Annotated in this window: 10 protein-coding genes, 3 tRNA genes and 2 rRNA genes; 6 read left to right on the top strand and 9 right to left on the bottom strand. The window is 32.2% G+C overall.

Going from position 1 to position 18,629, the window contains the following annotated elements; translation table 4 throughout:
* Position 1: 1 nt before the first annotated feature.
* From dnaG to AC1RP9_RS02105, 3 genes are all read right to left on the bottom strand, one after another.
* The gene (dnaG, locus tag AC1RP9_RS02115; protein WP_481822729.1) at positions 2–1,909 is read right to left on the bottom strand and encodes a DNA primase; all 1,908 of its coding nucleotides are present in this window, start codon (positions 1,907–1,909) and stop codon (positions 2–4) included.
* A gap of 16 nt (positions 1,910–1,925) precedes the next feature.
* A complete protein-coding gene (locus AC1RP9_RS02110; RefSeq protein ID WP_481822728.1) occupies positions 1,926–3,278 on the bottom strand; it encodes a glycine--tRNA ligase in 1,353 nt (450 codons plus the stop codon).
* Positions 3,279–3,361: 83 nt separating this feature from the next.
* Positions 3,362–4,735 carry an MAG3090 family protein gene (locus AC1RP9_RS02105; protein WP_481822727.1) on the bottom strand — a complete coding sequence of 458 codons (1,374 nt, stop codon included), beginning with the start codon at positions 4,733–4,735 and terminating at the stop codon, positions 3,362–3,364.
* A gap of 220 nt (positions 4,736–4,955) precedes the next feature.
* Here AC1RP9_RS02105 and AC1RP9_RS02100 point away from each other — a divergent pair, with 220 nt between their 5' ends.
* Both AC1RP9_RS02100 and AC1RP9_RS02095 read left to right on the top strand, forming a co-directional pair.
* The gene (locus tag AC1RP9_RS02100; protein ID WP_481822726.1) at positions 4,956–5,300 is read left to right on the top strand and encodes a hypothetical protein; all 345 of its coding nucleotides are present in this window, start codon (positions 4,956–4,958) and stop codon (positions 5,298–5,300) included.
* Complete coding sequence (locus AC1RP9_RS02095) at positions 5,281–6,537, top strand: hypothetical protein (protein WP_481822725.1); 1,257 nt, start codon at positions 5,281–5,283, stop codon at positions 6,535–6,537. Before AC1RP9_RS02100 ends, AC1RP9_RS02095 begins: the two co-directional genes overlap by 20 nt.
* A gap of 53 nt (positions 6,538–6,590) precedes the next feature.
* On the opposite strand, the gene AC1RP9_RS02090 is transcribed toward AC1RP9_RS02095, so the two are convergent.
* The 3 genes from AC1RP9_RS02090 to AC1RP9_RS02080 all read right to left on the bottom strand — a co-directional run bounded on the left by AC1RP9_RS02090 (position 6,591) and on the right by AC1RP9_RS02080 (position 12,086).
* Positions 6,591–7,169, bottom strand: coding sequence for a hypothetical protein (locus AC1RP9_RS02090; RefSeq protein ID WP_481822724.1), 579 nt, complete (start codon positions 7,167–7,169; stop codon positions 6,591–6,593).
* Positions 7,170–7,386: 217 nt separating this feature from the next.
* Positions 7,387–10,291, bottom strand: a 23S ribosomal RNA gene (locus AC1RP9_RS02085).
* Positions 10,292–10,576: 285 nt separating this feature from the next.
* A 16S ribosomal RNA gene (locus AC1RP9_RS02080) occupies positions 10,577–12,086 on the bottom strand.
* Together the 16S and 23S rRNA genes form the textbook arrangement of a ribosomal RNA operon.
* 235 nt (positions 12,087–12,321) lie before the next feature.
* Between AC1RP9_RS02080 and AC1RP9_RS02075 the strand changes: the two genes are divergently transcribed.
* Positions 12,322–12,406 (top strand) — tRNA-Leu (locus tag AC1RP9_RS02075).
* Between the two features lie 64 nt (positions 12,407–12,470).
* A complete protein-coding gene (locus tag AC1RP9_RS02070; protein ID WP_481822723.1) occupies positions 12,471–13,349 on the top strand; it encodes an MAGa3780 family membrane protein in 879 nt (292 codons plus the stop codon).
* Positions 13,350–13,445: 96 nt separating this feature from the next.
* On the opposite strand, the gene AC1RP9_RS02065 is transcribed toward AC1RP9_RS02070, so the two are convergent.
* From AC1RP9_RS02065 to AC1RP9_RS02055, 3 genes are all read right to left on the bottom strand, one after another.
* Positions 13,446–13,522, bottom strand: a tRNA-Arg gene (locus AC1RP9_RS02065).
* Positions 13,523–13,529: 7 nt separating this feature from the next.
* Positions 13,530–13,604: transfer RNA gene (locus tag AC1RP9_RS02060), tRNA-Cys, on the bottom strand.
* Positions 13,605–13,732: 128 nt separating this feature from the next.
* The gene (locus tag AC1RP9_RS02055) at positions 13,733–16,027 is read right to left on the bottom strand and encodes a hypothetical protein (protein ID WP_481822722.1); all 2,295 of its coding nucleotides are present in this window, start codon (positions 16,025–16,027) and stop codon (positions 13,733–13,735) included.
* Between the two features lie 585 nt (positions 16,028–16,612).
* Between AC1RP9_RS02055 and AC1RP9_RS02050 the strand changes: the two genes are divergently transcribed.
* Positions 16,613–17,140 (top strand): site-specific DNA-methyltransferase, encoded by a 528-nt coding sequence (locus tag AC1RP9_RS02050; RefSeq protein WP_481822721.1) that lies wholly within the window; start codon positions 16,613–16,615, stop codon positions 17,138–17,140.
* Positions 17,052–18,629: a site-specific DNA-methyltransferase gene (locus AC1RP9_RS02045; RefSeq protein WP_481822720.1), complete on the top strand. Its 1,578-nt coding sequence runs from the start codon at positions 17,052–17,054 to the stop codon at positions 18,627–18,629. Before AC1RP9_RS02050 ends, AC1RP9_RS02045 begins: the two co-directional genes overlap by 89 nt.

Here is an 18,629-nt window from a genome sequence, read left to right as displayed (position 1 = left end):
ATTATTTTTTTATTTGTTTCCGCTTAGTTCATGATTCTAATGCAAATGTAGGTACATGCCCATGCTTACTCTCGATTTTGTCTAATAACCTATGATATTCTTTACTTCTTTTAAAAAGTAATTTTTTGGTTAATAATTTAAGATATAAATTGTGTTCAAAATTTTTTGCACTAATACTATTGATTTGTTCTTGATGATTGATTAAATATTCATTAATTTCTTTAGTAACTTCTTGAGGGTTTAAATTTTGATACGCAAGGACAATTTGCTCTTGAATTTTATTGATAAATTGCTCTTTGATGACTTGATTTTGGGTTTGGTCAGTGATATGATAATTTAAATTTAGTGATAAGATTTCTCGAAAAGTTTGTTCTAAATTAACTTCTTGATCATTTTGAAAGTACATTTCATTGGCAAAGATTGAAAATTGATTGAGCACTTTATCAAGTTTCCCGTTATTTTGGTTTTCTATATCTTTGTTTACTAAATCCCTGAGTTGATAATTAGCTAAGCACGCCAAGAGCACTTCCATTTTGACATTTCCGTAAATAACTGATTTTTCAAGTGAAAAGTTAGTTCGTTTGTACTCTCTTATCAATGGATGTTTAGGTACATTTGAATTATTAATAAATGGTTTGTTATTGTTTAATGTTAATTGAATATTAAATTCATTAACAAAACGTTCTTGGATAATTTCTTGGGTTTTAGTTAAAGCGTTTCCAAAAATATTAACTAAATTTTGTTTTAATAAACCAAAATTAACTGAATTAATATCCACGTTCCCATGATTTAAGCGATATAAAGTTTTGAGATTTTCATAAACAATGTGAGCACCATTTTTGCGAGAATTGTTTAAAATGTCAACCAAAACACTTACTCCATGGTTATTTAAAATTTCATCAGGATCCTTATTAAAATTATTAATCACTACCTCAACTTCAAATTTATTTTCAATTAGTTTAATCAAAGATTTAATCGTTGCACTTTGACCAGCACTATCATTATCTAAAAATAAAATAACCTTGAGATCTTTTAATAAGCGTAAATGATGATTGGTTAATGCTGTTCCCATTAATGCAATTACATTGACAATTTGTGCTTGATAAAGAGCGATCACGTCCATAAATCCTTCAACAATAATAATTTCTCGTTTTTCAAAAGCACTTTCTTGAGCGTTATTAAAGTTATAAAGAATGTGAGATTTTTTAAAAATCTCTGATTCAGGGGAGTTTAAATATTTAGCGTACTTTTTATCATCACTTAGAGAGCGTCCACTAAAACCAACAATTTCATTATGTTGGTTTCTAATTCCAAAAATCACCCGATTTTTAAAGATTAAATTTAAATCATCATTAATAATTCCAGCTTTATTCAAATCTAAATCTGAATATAATTGATTGGTTTTTAAAATATCCGTGTAATTACTTAATGGAGCATATCCTAAGTCAAATTTTTCAATAATTTGGGGTTGATTAATTTTACGAAAGTTAAGAAATTTTTGTGCTTGTTCGTTTGTGATATTGAGTTTAAAATAAGAATTTACTGTGTCTAATAAGTCATATAGTTTTTGTTTTTGCTCATCTCGAGCGATTTTTTCGACTGCTTTAAATTGTGTAAAATCAATTGGTAAATTAGCTTCATGAGCTAAAAATTCTAAAGCTTGAGCGTAAGTTATTTTTTTGTATTCTTTGACAAAATAAACCACATTTCCTGAATGTCCACAAGCAAAACACTTATAAATATTTTTGCTCGGTGATACTGTTAAACTTGGAGAACGATCAGCATGAAAAGGACAAATACCAACATAATTATTTCCTTTTTTGGATAAGGAAATAAATTGGGAAATAATATTAACAATATTTGAAGATCTAATAATTAAATCAATGGTGCTGCTTGAAATGTTTTTCATTATTAGACCTTTCTTTTTATAAGTAATCTTTTAATTGATTAATTGAAACTCTAATTTGCTCCATAGTATCACGGTTTCTTAGTGTGACCATTTGATCATTTATAGTTTCATAATCAACAGTGACACATCAATAAGTTCCAATCGCATCTTGACGACGGTATCTTTTTCCGATCGAACCAGCTTCATCATAAGTTGTTGAAATTCCTGAGTTAATTAAATCCTGATAAATTTGCTGAGCTGGTTGGTCTAATTTCTTTACCAGCGGAAGTATAGCCACTTTATATGGGGTAATTTGTTTGTCTAATTTGAGTACAATCCGTGAATCATTTTCTAATTCTTGGACCTGATATGCATCAATTAAAATAGCTAACATCAAGCGATCTAATCCAATTGAAGGTTCAATGACATAAGGAATGATTTTTGCATTGCTTTGAGGATCTAAATATTCAAGCGATTCTCCGCTTGCTTGCATGTGTGATTTTAAATCAAAATCTCCACGATTCGCAATTCCTAATAATTCGCCTCAACCAAACGGAAAGTTAAATTCAATATCACTAGTTGCTTTGGAATAATGAGCTAGTTCTTGGGTTTCATGAGCTCGAATCCGAATTGATTGCTCTTTAATTCCAAGTAATTTAACAAATTCATATGCTTTGTTAACATAGTATTCAAACCAGGTATTGGCCTGATCTGGTTTGGTGAAAAACTCTAGTTCCATTTGTTCAAACTCTCTCGTGCGAAAGATAAAGTTCCCAGGAGTAACTTCATTACGAAAACTTTTCCCGACTTGTCCAATTCCAAATGGTAATTTAGCACGCATACTTCTTTGAACATTTTTAAAGTTAACAAAAATTCCTTGAGCTGTTTCAGGACGTAGGTACAATTTAGATTTAGAATTAACCAATACTCCTTGCGAAGTTTCGAACATTAAGTTAAATTGTCTAATTTCAGATCAAATCGCTGGAGAACCTTCATATGTGGTTAAATGTGTTTGCAAATATTCTTGCATTTGGGTAAAAGTCATTTTCTCAGGAACTAAAGTTGGGTCAATTTGTGAAATTAAATTATCGGCACGGTAACGTTTTCCGTTGTGTTTATTCTCAATTAATGGGTCAGAAAAATTAGCAACATGACCGGATGTAACTCATACTTGTGGGTTCATTAAAATTTTAGAATCAATTAAAAAATTATTTTTTTCTTTGAAAATAAATTCTTGTTTTCACAGTTTTTCAATGTTGTCCTTAAGCAAAGATCCAATTGGTCCATAATCTCAAGTGTTTGCTAGACCACCATAAATTTCGCTTCCTTGGTACACAAAACCTGTGCTTTTTAAATGATTGACCAATTCTTGCATCTTGTCTTTAAGCATAACTTATATTTTACCATTTTTAATTAAAAATCACATGAACTAAATCCAAGAAAAAAACACCGTTTTTCAGGTGTTTTGTGTCATTATTGAGATACTACAACTGCAAGAATAACCAATATAATAAATAGGATTAAATGTCCTAAAACCATCAATCCAAGTCCAACCTTATTAATTGATTTTAATTGGACTCCACTAGCTTTTTTAGAGTCTTTGAAAGTTTCTAAAAGAACAAGTTCTCTAGAGTGTTCATAACTTTCGTGCACAAAAATAGCGTGTTTGTAATCTTCTTTTGAAACAAAAGATACATAAAGATCTTTATATTCAACAAATGAAAGTGCTTGTTGTAATGTAAGATTGGTTTTTTCATCGGTATCAAAAACATAAATAGCATGTTCTAATGAATACTCAAGATCTTTATCTACTTTAAGATTGCTTAATAAAATATCAATTTCTTTGTTAATGATTTGTGAAACGATTTTAAAAGTTAATTCAGTGTTACGTGATGGATTGATTATTTTTTCTTCTAAATCTAAAGTAAACTTAATTGCTGGAACGTAATTGCTTCTAATTTCGCTAAATTCATGTTCTGAAATCTTAACAGGTTCTTTAATTTGATCATTAATTAATTGTAATTTGTGAGCATATAAACCAAGTGCTTCAATTTGTCTATTCAATTCAAGTTCTTCGATATGAGCAAATCTAACAGTTCTTTGGCATGATCCAGTTCCTGTGCTTGGACATTCTTTTTCTCTGTAAAGAATTTTTTCAACTGGTACTGGAACTTCTTTAATGATTTCTTTTACTACAACCTTTTCCTTTTCAACAACCGGAACTTCAACTACTTCGCTTCTACGTTTTAATTCTTGAATTTCCTTTAAAAGTTCAGATTTATCGGTTTTTTCATCGTTTAATCTAAGTGTTAATGATTCGATTTCGCTTGAATATTTGTCACCTGATTTTGAAAGTTCAAGTAATAATTTTTCAATTTCTCTGTTTAATGACTCAATAATTAAGTCTTTTTTAGATTTTTTAGGAGCGACAAAATCATCATCTTTAGGGAAGTAAGGTTCAATGTTTTCCATGTCCTTGTAAACTGGTTTAAAATCAGTTAAATATCTTAATTGTTGTGCTGAACTTCTTTTGTCTCTTAAACCAGAATCAGTGAAAATATTTAATTCATCAGCTGTTTTTTCGTAATCTAAACCACCATCAAATTTATCAACATTAAGCTCGTATTCAAAATTATCACCAACTTTTTCAGCAAGAACTAATCCACCTCAAATTTTCTCTTCGGTTTGGAATCAAGTTGCACACTCTAATTCTTTTGACAAGAATCAGTTCATTGCATCTCTACGAGTTTTGAAAAGAGCAAGTGGTTGCGATACTTTAGGATGTTTTAATGCTCAAGGATATTCTCTGTTGTTTTGTGGTTTATATAAACATTGTAATCTTTTCATTTATTATTCTCCTTTACACTCCCTGGATTATTAGCAGTGTAATCTTTATTAAAATTGGTATTAAGTAAGTATATGTTAAATTATAAATTATTTTTAAATTTTTGCACGCATTTTATAAAGATAAAAATTAATATTTTTACATGCTTTCTTAGTGTTATGGTGAATTAATTGTTGATTAAGTTTTTTTAAACTCAAAGTAAAAACAAAATATAATTGAAGAATGAATAAGAAAAAACTTGAGATTGGAATTGGAAAAGTAACTAAAATTACTGATTCATTAATTAAAGTGATTACAAAAAATGGTGATGTTTACACTATTTTTGCTAATCAAATTAGTGATAAGGCCAAAAGTAAAATTAAAAATATTTTTAAAATTAATGATGTAATTAATTTTTATATTTCTTATTATAACCCTAAAACTAAAAAAGGTTTTGGTTCATTTATTATGAATCATCCTAATTTTTGTGTTGATCCGTTTTATTTTAAATTAGAAGAAACTAAAAAAGGTTTTGGTAATTTATTAAATAAAACTCTAGAGGATATTAATGCAAATTCCAAAACTTAGACGCTCAAATATTCGGTTTGAAAGTAAAAACGCAGACTCAGAAACTTTGTATGATTTTGAAACTTTTAAGAGAGTTTTAAATCAATTAAATTCTTTAAAGTTTGATAATTCTGAATATTTAGCTTTTTCTGAAATTGCTGAAAATTTTTATCTATCAGGAGTAGATAAAATTATTCAGCTAGTTAATCATTTTTATCAAAAAGGATTTACTGATTTAATTATTTTTGCAAGTGTGCAAATTAAAAAAGAATATCAAGCAATTAAAAGCTTTGTCTTAAGTGTCTTTGATCCATATCAAGAATATAAAATTAACTGTGTTTTTGTTGATACTAATCATTCTAGTGATTGATTGACTCGAAAACTTGAATTTCTTCAAAATAAACAAGATTGTAAAATTGGTTTTATTTATACTGATTATTTTGGGAGCTATCAAGAACTGAATAGTTACTATCAATTCACAAATACCTTTTTAAGTCCAAATAATGATGAAAAAATCTTAAACAATAATATTTTTTATCTCGGAAAATATAACACATCACTCAGTGAGTTTTATAAGCAATTAATTCGAGCTAATATCTTTTTTACCACTGATGATATTCATCATAAATTTGTTGCTTTTTCTGATTTGGTTTTATTTCTAATCGCAACTCAAGGAGTTGATATTAAAAAATTTGTCCGTGGGTATTGTAAAATATTAAAACGGTTTGTTAATAATGAAATTAAAGATAATGATGCTTTTAAATTTGCTTGATTTTTGCACACGAACAAATTTAGCACAATTACCTTTATTTCTAATTTTAAAGAAACCGAAAAGCTTTGTAAATTGTTTGCGTACGAATTTAATACTTTGAATCCTCATCTTGATGCTTGATATGATTATTTGGACTTTACAGATGATAGCTCGTTTGGGATTCAAACCATTATTAGTGGAAATAACCATAATTCAAAAGCTTTAATTAATTTTGAAATTAATTATCCTAATTACGATTTTCAATTCACATCGGACATTAATAGCATTGATAATTTAAGTGATTTTGATTTGTTAACACTCAGTGATTTTCAAAGAGCTTCACAAAAAGCATTTCTCAATTATTGTGAATCGATTAATCCAGATATTAAATGAATGAACGTGATTATCGAGAATACTAAAGAAGAATCATGTGGTATGGTCATTGCGTTTTTATATTGAACAAAAATCTTTTTATCTTTACTTAATAATCAAACCCCATTTGATTAAAAACGATCAGAACTAGTTTAAGTCTGATCGTTTTTAATTATGTAAAAGAAAAATTAATTGTTGTTTTGTGTAGTTTCAGAAGTTGTTGTAGGTAATTCATATCTATCAAAAGGTAAGTTAATTTGTGGGAATAAGTGTTCAAACCCAGGAGCATAGTATAATAAACCTTTTTCAATTTTTTCTTCTCTTTCTTTGAATTTTTCGGTTTCTTCTTTAGAAAATTTTAACGAAGGAAAACCTGGAAAGAATGAAGAAGTAATAGCTATTGGTGTTGGTGTAGGTTTTGTAGGTGTAATTTGTTTTGCGTTAATGAAACGTGAAATTCCTGAAATTTCCTTTGAGAGTGATTGAGGTTTTGTATCAGTAGAACCTGGAGTTGTTGGTGTAGGTGTAGTAGGCTTTGTAGGTTCTGGGGTAGTTGGTGTAGTACCATCTGGTTGTGTTTGATTTACTGGAGTTGTTTGAACATTTTCTTGAAGAGTGGTTGTAATTTGTGATTTAGAAGGTTGAGTTTTAACTTCTGAACTTGATGTGTTTGAATATTGAACACTTGAACACGAAACAGCAGTTGCTAGAGCACTAGCAGGAGCTAATAAAATGAATAATTTTTTGAATAATTGAATTTTTTTCATACTCTATATTATATCTTTAATTATTAAATTTGTATCTATTTTTTCAGTATATTAAATACTATTTTTCAGGTCGCAAAATTATAATTAAGGATGCTTAATATATTTATATTACGAGTAAAAAAGCATAAAAAAATGCGTCCTATGACGCGTATGCTCTCTCAAAACTGAATAGTAATTGGGAATAATAACTTATTAAAATGACTTTGAATTCATCTTAACTTTTAAACCGATCAATTTATTAGTAATGGTCAGCTGAATGTATTACTACACTTACACTTCCATCCTATCAACCTCATAGTCTATAAGGAATTTCAAGGGAATACTTATCTTTGAGGAGGCCTCCACTTAGATGCTTTCAGCGGTTATCCTTTCCGTACTTAGCTACCCAGCTATGCTTTTAAGAAACAACTGGAACACCAGCGGTACGTCCACTCCGATCCTCTCGTACTAAGAGCGACTCTCATCAATATTCCAACGCCACATCAGATAGGGACCGAACTGTCTCACGACGTTCTGAACCCAGCTCGCGTACCGCTTTAATTGGCGAACAGTCAAACCCTTGAGACCGACTCCAGCTCCAGGATGCGATGGTACGACATCGAGGTCGCCAAACCTCGCTGTCGATGCGATCTCTTAGGCAAGATGAGTTCTGTTATCCCCAGGGTAACTTTTATCCGTTGAGCGACTGCTAGTTCCATGACGTACAGTATGGATCACTAAGTCCTGCTTTCGCACCTGCTCGACTTGTAGGTCTCGCAGTCAAGCACACTTTTACCTTTGCGCTCTACATATGGTTTCTGACCATATTGAGTGTACCTTTGAACAGCCTCCGTTACCTTTTAGGAGGCGACCGCCCAGTCAAACTACCCACCACGCACTGTCCCCCTACTGGATTACAGTAGCAGGTTAGAAACTCAACATACCAAGGGTGGTATTTCAAGGATGACTCCATTAAAACTAGCGTTTTAATCTCACCGTCTCCCACCTATCCTACACATGTTAGGTACAAGTTTCAATACGAAGTTATAGTAAAGCTCCATGGGGTCTTTTCGTCTTGATGCGGGTATCCAGCGTTTTCACTGGAACCATAATTTCACCGAGTTCAGTGTTGAGACAGTTGAGAGATCATTGCGCCTTTCGTGCAGGTCAGTATTTAGTAGACAAGGAATTTCGCTACCTTAGGATCGTTATAGTTACAGTAGCCGTTCACCCGAGCTTCACTTCAACGCTTTGCATTAAGCTAACGCATCCGCTTAACGCTTCAAGCACTGGGTAGAGCTTCACCCCTATACTTCACCTTGCGGTTTAGCAGAGAGCTGTGTTTTGATAAACAGTCAGCCCTCACAATTTACTGTAGTATATTAAATATAAGCCCCTTCTCGCGAACTTACGGGGTTATTTTGCAGAGTTCCTTAACACTAGTTTTCTCGCTCGCCTTAGAATACTCATCTTGGGAACGTGTGTCCGTTCTCGGTACAGGTATCTGCAACTTTATAACGCTTAGAAGCTTTTCTAGGAAGCATGAAATCACACAATTAAACTCTTTTACGAGTTCTATGCATTACTCCTTTTGGTTATAGAACACGCATTTAACTATGTTCACCAATTAAAGCTTACCCCAAATCCATTAATGGGTAGTGCTATCCTTCTCCGTCACTCCATCACTTGTTGCAGAAAGTACAGGAATATTAACCTGTTGTCCATCAGATACGCTTTTCAGCCTCTCCTTAGGTCCTGACTAACCCTGGGTGGACGAACCTTGCTCAGGAAACCTCTCCCAATAGGCGTCGTAGATTCTCACTACAGAATCGTTACTCATACCTAGCATTCTCACTTCTAAACGCTCCACCAGTGCTCACGCTCTGACTTCACTGCGTTTAGAACGCTCCTCTAACGTACATAAATGTACCCGTGGGCATTCGGTATTGTGTTTACTCCTGTTACATTATTGACGCAGGGTCTCTTGACTAGTGAGCTATTACGCACTCTTTAAAGGATGGTACTGCTTCTAAGCAACCTCCTAGTTGTTTATGAAACCCCACAACCTTTCTGACTTAACACAATTTTGGGATCTTAGCTAGACGATCTGGGTTGTTACCCTCGCGGTACGGGACGTTAGCACCCCGGTTCCGACTGCATGATAATACACAATGGTATTCGGAGTTTGATTATAGTCAGTACCGCTAGGCGCGGTACTATTCCATATTCAGTGCTCTACCACCAAAGTTTAACATCACACGCTAATCTCTAAAGCTATTTCGAGGAGAACCAGCTATCTCCAAGTTCGATTGGAATTTCTCCGCTATTCACAAGTCATCCAGGCGCTTTTCAGCGTACTACGGTTCGACCCTCCACTTGGGATCGTACCAAGCTTCAGTCTGCTCATGAATCGATCGCCTGGTTTCGGGTATATGTCATCATACTAATGCGGCCCTATTCAGACTCGATTTCTCTACGGACCCGCTTTTGTCCACTTAACCTCGCATGATAACATAACTCGCCAATCCATACTGCAAGATGTACGCCATCACCCATTAACGGGCTCTGACTAATTGTAAGTAAGTGGTTTCAGAATCTCTTTCACTCCCTCCCGGGGTTCTTTTCACCTTTCCCTCACGGTACTAGTTCGCTATCGGTGTCTGGTTAGTATTTAGCTTTACCGGATGGTCCGGCTGATTCAGACAGGGTTTCACGTCTTCAGCCCTACTCAGGATGCTATCAGAAGATTTTGCTCATTTCGCATACGGGAGTTTCACCCTCTGTGCTTTAGTTTCCCAACTAATTTTGCTATGACAAAATTTTGTAACTTCATGTAGATAGTCCTACAACCCCAACATATGTTGGTTTGAGAACTTTCCATTTTCGCTCATGCTACTAGTGGGATCATTATTTATTTTCTTTTCCTGTTGCTACTAAGATGTTTCAGTTCACAACGTCTCTCGTCAAAAGCAACTATATATTCATTGCTTAGCAATTAGACTTTACTCTAATTAGGTTTCCCCATTCGGACATCCCCGTATCGTAGCGTATATCCAGCTCCACGAGAGCTTTCGCAGGTAATCACGTCCTTCATCGACTTCCAGACCTACAAGCATCCACCACAAACTCTTACTTATTTAAAAGTTATGTATTTTCCTATTGTTGATGTATTCAAAGACATTTTAATAAATTATTATTGCTAATAATTCTCAACTCGGTATCACAAAACAAATTGACTAAAAAATGTTTTTTGATGTCGTTGTTATATTAATTAATATCTTTACTATTCAGTTTTCAAAGAACATATGAGAGTAAGCTCTCTCAAAACTAGATATATCATTGGACTATTGACAATGTACATAACGGTATTTAAAAATAGTCTTATTCAGGTAAATAATTCTTCAACGAATTATGTATGTACTCCGTAGAAAGGAGGTGATCCATCCCCACGTTCTCGTAGGGATACCTTGTTACGACTTAACCCCAGTCACCAGTCCTGCTTGTAGGCGGTTGTCTCCGTAGTTAACAAAACCGACTTCGAGCATTACCAGCTCCCGTGGTTTGACGGGCGGTGTGTACAAGACCCGAGAACGTATTCACCGTAGCGTAGCTGATCGATGATTACTAGCGATCCTGACTTCATGAAGTCGAGTTGCAGACTTCAATCCGAACTGAGAATAGTTTTTTGAGATTTGCTCCATGTCGCCATCTTGCTTCTCTTTGTACTATCCATTGTAGCACGTGTGTTGCTTACACTCGTAAGAGGCGTGATGATTTGACGTCATCCCCACGCTTCCTCCCAGTTACCTGGGCAGTCTCCTTAGATGATTTAACTAAGAATAAGGGTTGCGCTCGTTGCAGGACTTAACCGAACATCTCACGACACGAGCTGACGACAACCATGCACCATCTGTCATTTTGTTAACCTCAACTATATCTCTATAGCGTTGCAAAAGATGTCAAGAGTGGGTAAGGTTCTACGCGTATCTTCAAATTAAACCACATGCTCCACCGCTTGTGCGGATCCACGTCAATTCCTTTAAGTTTCACTCTTGCGAGCATACTACTCAGGCGGATGATTTAATGCGTTCATTGCGCTAATGGTGTCCATCAGCTAATCATCATCGTTTACAGCGTGGACTACCAGGGTATCTAATCCTGTTTGCTCCCCACGCTTTCGTCTCTCAGTGTCAGTATATTCCCAGTTAATTGCTTCATCATATTGGTGTTCTTCCTTATATCTACGCATTCCACCGCTTCACAAGGAATTCCATTAACCTCTAAATAACTCTAGTCTATCAGTATCCAACGCGATTTGGGGTTGGTTCTCAAGTTTTGACAGCCAGACTTAATAAACAACCTACAGACGCTTTACGCCCAATAATTCCGGATAACGCTTGCAACCTATGTATTACCGCGTACTGCTGACGCATAGTTACCAAGTTGCTTTCTGACAAGGTACCGTCAAGATAATAGCATTTCCTCTATTATTTTTCTTCCCTTATAACAGCAGTTTACAACCCGAAGCGCTCATCCTGCACGCTGTGTCGCTCCATCAAGCTTTCGCTCATTGTGGAAAATTCCCTACTGCTCGCCTCCCGTAGGAGTCTGGTAGTATCTCAGTCCCAGTGTGGCGGTTCAGTCTCTCAACCCCGCTAAACATCATCGCCTTGGTAAGCTTTTACCTTACCAACTAGCTAATGTTCCGCACCCCGATCCTTTAGTGAAGCAAACGCTCCTTTGATATTACTAACATGCGTTAATAATAAGTATCCAGCATTAGCGCTAATTTCTCAGCGTTATTCCAATCTAAAGGCGCGTTAAGTACGTGTTACTCACCCATTCATCGCTAAGTTTATAAATAAACTCCGCTCGACATGCATGTATTAGGCGCACAGTACAGCGTTCATCCTGAGCCAGGATCAAACTCTCGAAAAAATTGACTGTCATGTATTGTTATATATCTAGTTTTCAAAGAACTTAAAACGCAAAATAAGTGTGTTTGCTTTTTAATTATACCTAGAAAATTTTTTTATCAAAAGAAATAATCAGTTTTTTTAAATCAGGTGAAAGTTGGTGATTAATAATGGCTGATTGCTTATATAAGAACTCAAAAAGGACAAGCTTTTTGTTTGAATTTGGTGTTTTTGTATTATAATTTATAAGCTAACAGGCCCGAGTGGTGAAATTGGCAGACACGCTAGACTAAGGATCTAGTGGAGCAATCCGTGCAGGTTCAAGTCCTGTCTTGGGCACCATTACAAGTAAAATCTTGACCATTTAGAAAACGCTTAGGCGTTTTTTTATATAATTTAATTAAATATGCATAAAAGTATTGAGGAAATTGTTAAAAAATATAAAAAATTTACTCGTTTAGATTGAATGGTTTACACGATTGGAATTGCCCTTATTTTAGATGTGGTTATTTTAACTCTGCTTGAATGACACTTTGTCTCCTTGGAAAATGTTAAAGTTTTTACTGCAGTTAAGCATATTATAGAAACTAATAAGCAAATTTTTACTCCTGAGCAAGAAAATTTAATTTACCCTAATGCTACCAAGGATTTTTGGGGTGGATCAACTTATTGATTTACCTTTATGACCAATGTGTATTTAGCAATTACTTTAGCTACTTTCCCATTTTATAAACAATCCAAAAAAGCTCAAGTGATGTTTTTTGCTTCGATTGTATATATTAGCATTACTTGTTCAATGTATTGACTAAGTGTCATTATTGATCCTGAGCAATTTACAAAATTAAGTTTATTTAGCGAAATTAAATCAGTTATATACCATGCGGTGGCTCCATTTATTGCTATGGTTATGCTTATTTTGCTCCGTAAAGAACTTGAAATTGATAATCTTCATATTTGAGCTTTAATTATTTTCCCACTCTTTTATTACCTCTTTACTATTGCTATTTATTTTATTGGTTATAAATACTATACTAACTTTAAGGTTGATGATTCTGAAATTAGTCGGGGAATAGTTATCTATTCGCAAGTATCATTTTATCGTCCATTGGGATACCAGGGAGATAGTAAATATTTAATTGTCATTTTTAACATTATTTTATGTGCAATTAGTTTATTTATTGCACCAACCATTGGATTTATTTATCGAAGAATTTTACGAATTAAAAGTTCAACCCAAAAAAGCATACCTAAATTGGTATATCGTAGGATTATCAAACAAAAATAACCCCAGGGTTATTTTTTACACTTGATTGTTTAATTAGTTTTGATTAAAAAACCACATTTTTCAATGTGGCAAAAATTAAAAGCATTTAAAATGAAATGGCGCGCCCGGCAGGAGTCGAACCCGCAACCTTTAGGGCCGTAACCTAACACTCTGTCCAGTTGAGCTACGGGCGCATAATATTGGAGGCACCAACGGGACTCGAACCCGTAATCAGAGTTTTGCAGACTCGTGCCTTGGCCTTTTGGCTATGGTGCCAAAATAACAAAATTTGCTTGCTAACTTGCTAATTAATTATACAATAAAATATTTAATTTGTATATAAAAAATTAAAATAAAAATCAGAGTTTTTACTCTGATTTTTGTGTAAAAATGGTTTGAGTTGATTAATTAGTATTTGATGGAGTTGGTGTTGGTGCAGGAGTAGGATTAGCTGTTTTTGCATGATATGCATTAAGTGCATTTACATAAGCTTTATAAACTTGATTTCATTTTGTTCTAAGTGATTCTGAGTAGAATCAAATTTTATCAATATCAGTTTTTAAAGTAATAATTAAGTCATATCCTAAATTATCTTGAGGTTTAAGTGGTGTTGATAAAGCAGGTCCAACAAGATTAATGTATGCTTGCGCTAATTCAAGTTGTGCTTTTTTATTATTTTCATCGTCTTTATTAACGTCTTTCCCGATATATAAAGCTGAAAGCGAAAATCTAACATTGTTTACCAACTTATATGCAGCTACTACCGCTGGATCTGAAACACCAGCATTTTCTGCATATAAATCAAGGAAGTCTTCTTTTTCTTGTTCAAATGAAGCTTTATTGTTAATTATCACTTGTTTTCTACTGTTTTGTTCAGCATTTTTTAAATCTTCTAATGCTGTATCATAAACTTTTTTAGCTGCGTCAAATCCTTTAGCTGCGTCTTTAAATGCTGTTTGAAATTCTTTTAATTTGTCAAATGAATCAGCTTCTTTTAATTGTTTATATAATTCTTGAGCTTTTTTGTATAGTGATTTAATATCTTCAAGATCTTTAGCTAATTTGTTTTTATCAAAAGGTGAAGCGAAGAAATGGTCTCCAAATTCTTTGTTTAAACGTTCAGCATTTTCTTCACCGTTCACATCACTAACGTATGGTAATAGTTTATTTGCTTGATCTTTTAGTTCATCTAATAGAGTTTTATTATCTTCAAATCTTTTAAATAGAGCATCAAATCTTTCTAGGTTACTTAACATTAAGAAAACAGTGGTTTTTTCTGCACCAAGATTACTATTGAAGTATTCAGGATCTGAAACACTTGAGAATAATTCTTCTGTAGCTGCATCACTTGTAGCGTTTGGTGCATTATTTAAGGTTTCAAGTTGGTCATAGTAAGCATCAAGTTTTGCTTTATCCTGTGCAAGTGATTTTAAACCAAGATTAGTAAATAAATCTAAGTTTCTGTATGTTTTGTATTTATTAATTCTTTCTGTAACTTTACTCATTAATTCGCTTGAAGTTTTTTTGTTATCATAAGAACCTGAAAGTCTATTAATGCTGTAATCAAAGAAAAATTCATAAACTTTTTTAAGTACTGCACTATATTTAGCTACTTGATTTTTAAGTTGGTCTAATTGTGCAGCGTGGTATTGCTCAGTGCTATTAACATCAAGTGCTGAAGCTTTTGAATTTACAAATTTGTAAAATTCAGAAACTTGTTGCATATCCTTGTTTTCTTCGTCTAAAGGATATTGTTTATCTCTTGAGCTACCTTGGTTAGACACAGATGAAATTAAAACTTTAAGGAAAGCAACTTTTTTTGTTCCGTCTTGATCATCTTTAGTTGCTTCAAGATAATGTTTCAATAATAAAACATTGCTTTTTTGTTCTTCGGTTAATCCTGTATATTTAGTTTCAAATTCAACTTGTTTTTTAACTTGATTATATTGATTTGCACTACTTACTAAAGCAATTACGTATTTATATTTGTTATCATTATTGGTATTGTTAGCATTAGATGTAACATGAGTGTATTCAAAATCAGCATTATCTTTAATAGCATCAGCATTACCTGAAAGGTTTTGTAATTTATCAACTTCAGCTTTAAGAGCATCGACTTGAGCTTTTACTTGATTTAAATCGTTAGCTACAAAAGGAGATGTTTCTGGAGAATCAAATTCGTTAAGACCTGAAATATCTTTAAGTGCTTTGTTGAATTTAGCTTCCATTTGAACAAATAAATCAAGACCATAAAATTCATATTGTTCTTTAGTTTCAATCATAGCAGTTTCATCTTTACTTGCTAAAGTAGCGAAAAAGTTTTTAATGGTATTAATGTTTAAAAAGAATTGATTTTCATCTTCATTAGAAGCTAAATAGAATCATAATAATTCTAAATTTAATAGTTCTGAATTGTTGCTTTGAGTAGCAAGTTTTTTAGCATCTTTGATAAGTTTTTTATATCTATCTACTACTTTCTTTTGCTCTTCATCGATTTTATTGGTCGCAATATTATCGGTATTATTAGTAGTAACCGCTTGAGTTAAAGTTACTTTGGTTGATGTTTCACTGTTTACAGTAGGACTAGTGGTTGAAGAATAATTTTCTTTGTTTGTTTGAGTAGCATTGCAAGCAATCCCTAACAAAGGTAAAGTCCCTATTGAAAGTGATGCTACAAAAAGTCTCTTTTTTAATTTCATGTTGAATCTCCAATATTATTAATCATAATTTGTTCAATGTATTTTATTTGTTCAGTTTATATGCTTTAAATTATAGCACTATTTTAAACAAACTTTTTGGGTAAATAAAGAATTGTATTTTTGTTTTTTTATAGCTTTTAATAGAATTTAAAAATAAATATATATTGAAAGGAATTATACAATATATGTTGCTATAAGTTTTGTGTTTGCTTTAAAATGCATAAAAAATTTCTACAAAACAAAAGATAAAACTTTGTTAAATACTTGCGACCCCTTGATTTTTGAAGATTGTTAAAGTTATGTAATGTATTTAATTGCTTAAATATTGTATTTATTCAGTAAATTCTAGATAATTTTAATGCATAAAAATCATTAAGTTTTTTATAAATTAAAAATGTTTGTTTTAAAAAGAATACCTTAATTAAGGTATTACAACATATTTTGTATATTTAAATAATATTTCCACTAAAATCAATCTCAAAAGTAAAATCTATGGTATAAATTTGATTAAATACATACCTGAAAAATATTAAAAATGATATAAGAATATTCATATTTTAAAAAGTAATTTAAAGTGGGAGAAAAATGAATAAAAACTTATTTAAACTTGTTGAAGATCTATTAAAAACACAAGATAAATATCAAGCAGAAGACGGAAAATTACTTAAAACCATTGTTTCTAGTGATGTGATAAAAATGGATAAGCAATTAATTGGTTTATTATTAGATAATGAAGTTGTTAAAAATGCTTTTTTTACACAAATTAATGACACATTGGTTTTTGATAAACAAAAATTTGCCCGTTTTATCGAATCTAAGGAATTTTTACCGGATTCATACACAAGCTATGCAAATAAGATCGGGCTTTCTAATAATGGAAATTTCATTTCAAAAACTAATGATGTTGTTTTAGATTTTCCATATAAAGATTGTGTTCTTGAAGGTGGTCAAGAAAAAGATCAAGAAAAGAGAAATGAAATATTTTACAATGAAATAATATCTCTTGAAAATGTAAGCAAATTGCTTGCTCCTAAAGTTTTCACTAACAAGAGAAGATATAGTTCAACACCGGAGTTCAACACCGGAGTTCAACACCGGAGTTCAACACTCTAATCATATAAAGATTGAAGAAAATATTACCTTTAATGAAAACGATAATTTAATCATTAAAGGTAATAATCTAATTGCATTAACAAGTTTACTTAAGCGATTCCAAGGTAAAATTAAATGTATTTATATTGATCCTCCTTATAACACAGGGAGTGATGGTTTTGCATATAATGATTCATTTAACCGTTCAACATGATTGGTTTTTATGAAAAATAGATTAGAAATTGCAAAACAATTGCTTTCTGATGATGGAGTAATTTTAATTCAAATAAGCTTTCATCAATTTCCTTATTTAAGGGTTTTAGTAGATGAAATTTTTGCTGATGGAAAACATATTTTAGATTTCAATACATTAGTTCGAAATCCTGGTAGGGTTTTAAAAGGAGATAAAGATTTCAATGATGTCATTGAATATACTTTAGTTTACTCTAAAAAAGCTAATTTCAAAATGCCTAAACAAGAAGAGGACAAAACAATTGATGATTATCAGTATGATGTATCTTTTCTTGAAGAACCATTTGAAAAAGTATCTTTAAAAGATGGTCAAGTTGAAATTTCCGTTTATAAACCTAATCAAGTTAAAATCATCAAAAGTAAAGGGCATATTGGTGGATTAAGAAAATATAACATTGGTGGGGGTTTACGCGAAGGAAATAGTAGCGGAAGGTTTTACACCCAATATATTGAACCTTTAATACAATCAAATCCTCAAAAATATAAAGGAGGACTTATTTTTGTTGCACCTTCGATAGGTGATGACGGTCTAGGTTATCGGATTTTTCAGTCTCCAAGAGTAAATCGTAACAACGGAGCTTATTATCAAGGAGTGCCTCTTTCTAGTGACAAAACTTTAAAACCTTATCCTAATTTTTTAGATTATCAAAAACAATACAATCAAATGTCTAATGAAGGCGGTGTTTCATTTAGAAACGGTAAAAAACCAGAATCATATATTGAATTTTACCTAGATATATTTTCTAAGGAAAATGATATTGTTTTAGATTTTTGTTTAGGTTCTGGAACTACAGCTGCAGTTGCTCATAAAATGAAACGTCAATATATAGGAATTGAGCAAATGGACTATATTACCAATGTCACACTTGAAAGAATGAAAAATGTACTTAAAGGTGAGAATTATGGAATCTCGAAAAAATACAATTGAAAAGGCGGAGGGTCATTTGTATATTGTGAATTGCTGGAAAATGCTCAGGAATTTATAAATAAAATTCAATCAGCAAACCAAGAAACAATTTTAAATATTAAAAATCAAATATATTCTGATGATCGTATTGTTCCATATATTGTGCAAAAAGAATTAAAAGAAATTGATAACATCTTTGAACAATTAACTTTAGAACAAAAGAAAAAAGCACTAATCTCTATTGTAAATAAAAACAAATTATATGTAAATTATTCTGATATTGACGATCAAACATTTAATGTCAATGAATCGGATAAAAAATTCACTAAATCATTTTATGAGGAGATTTAA

The sequence above is a fragment of the Mycoplasma sp. 3686h genome (assembly GCF_056781225.1).
This window is presented reverse-complemented; position numbering and strand designations above follow the sequence as displayed.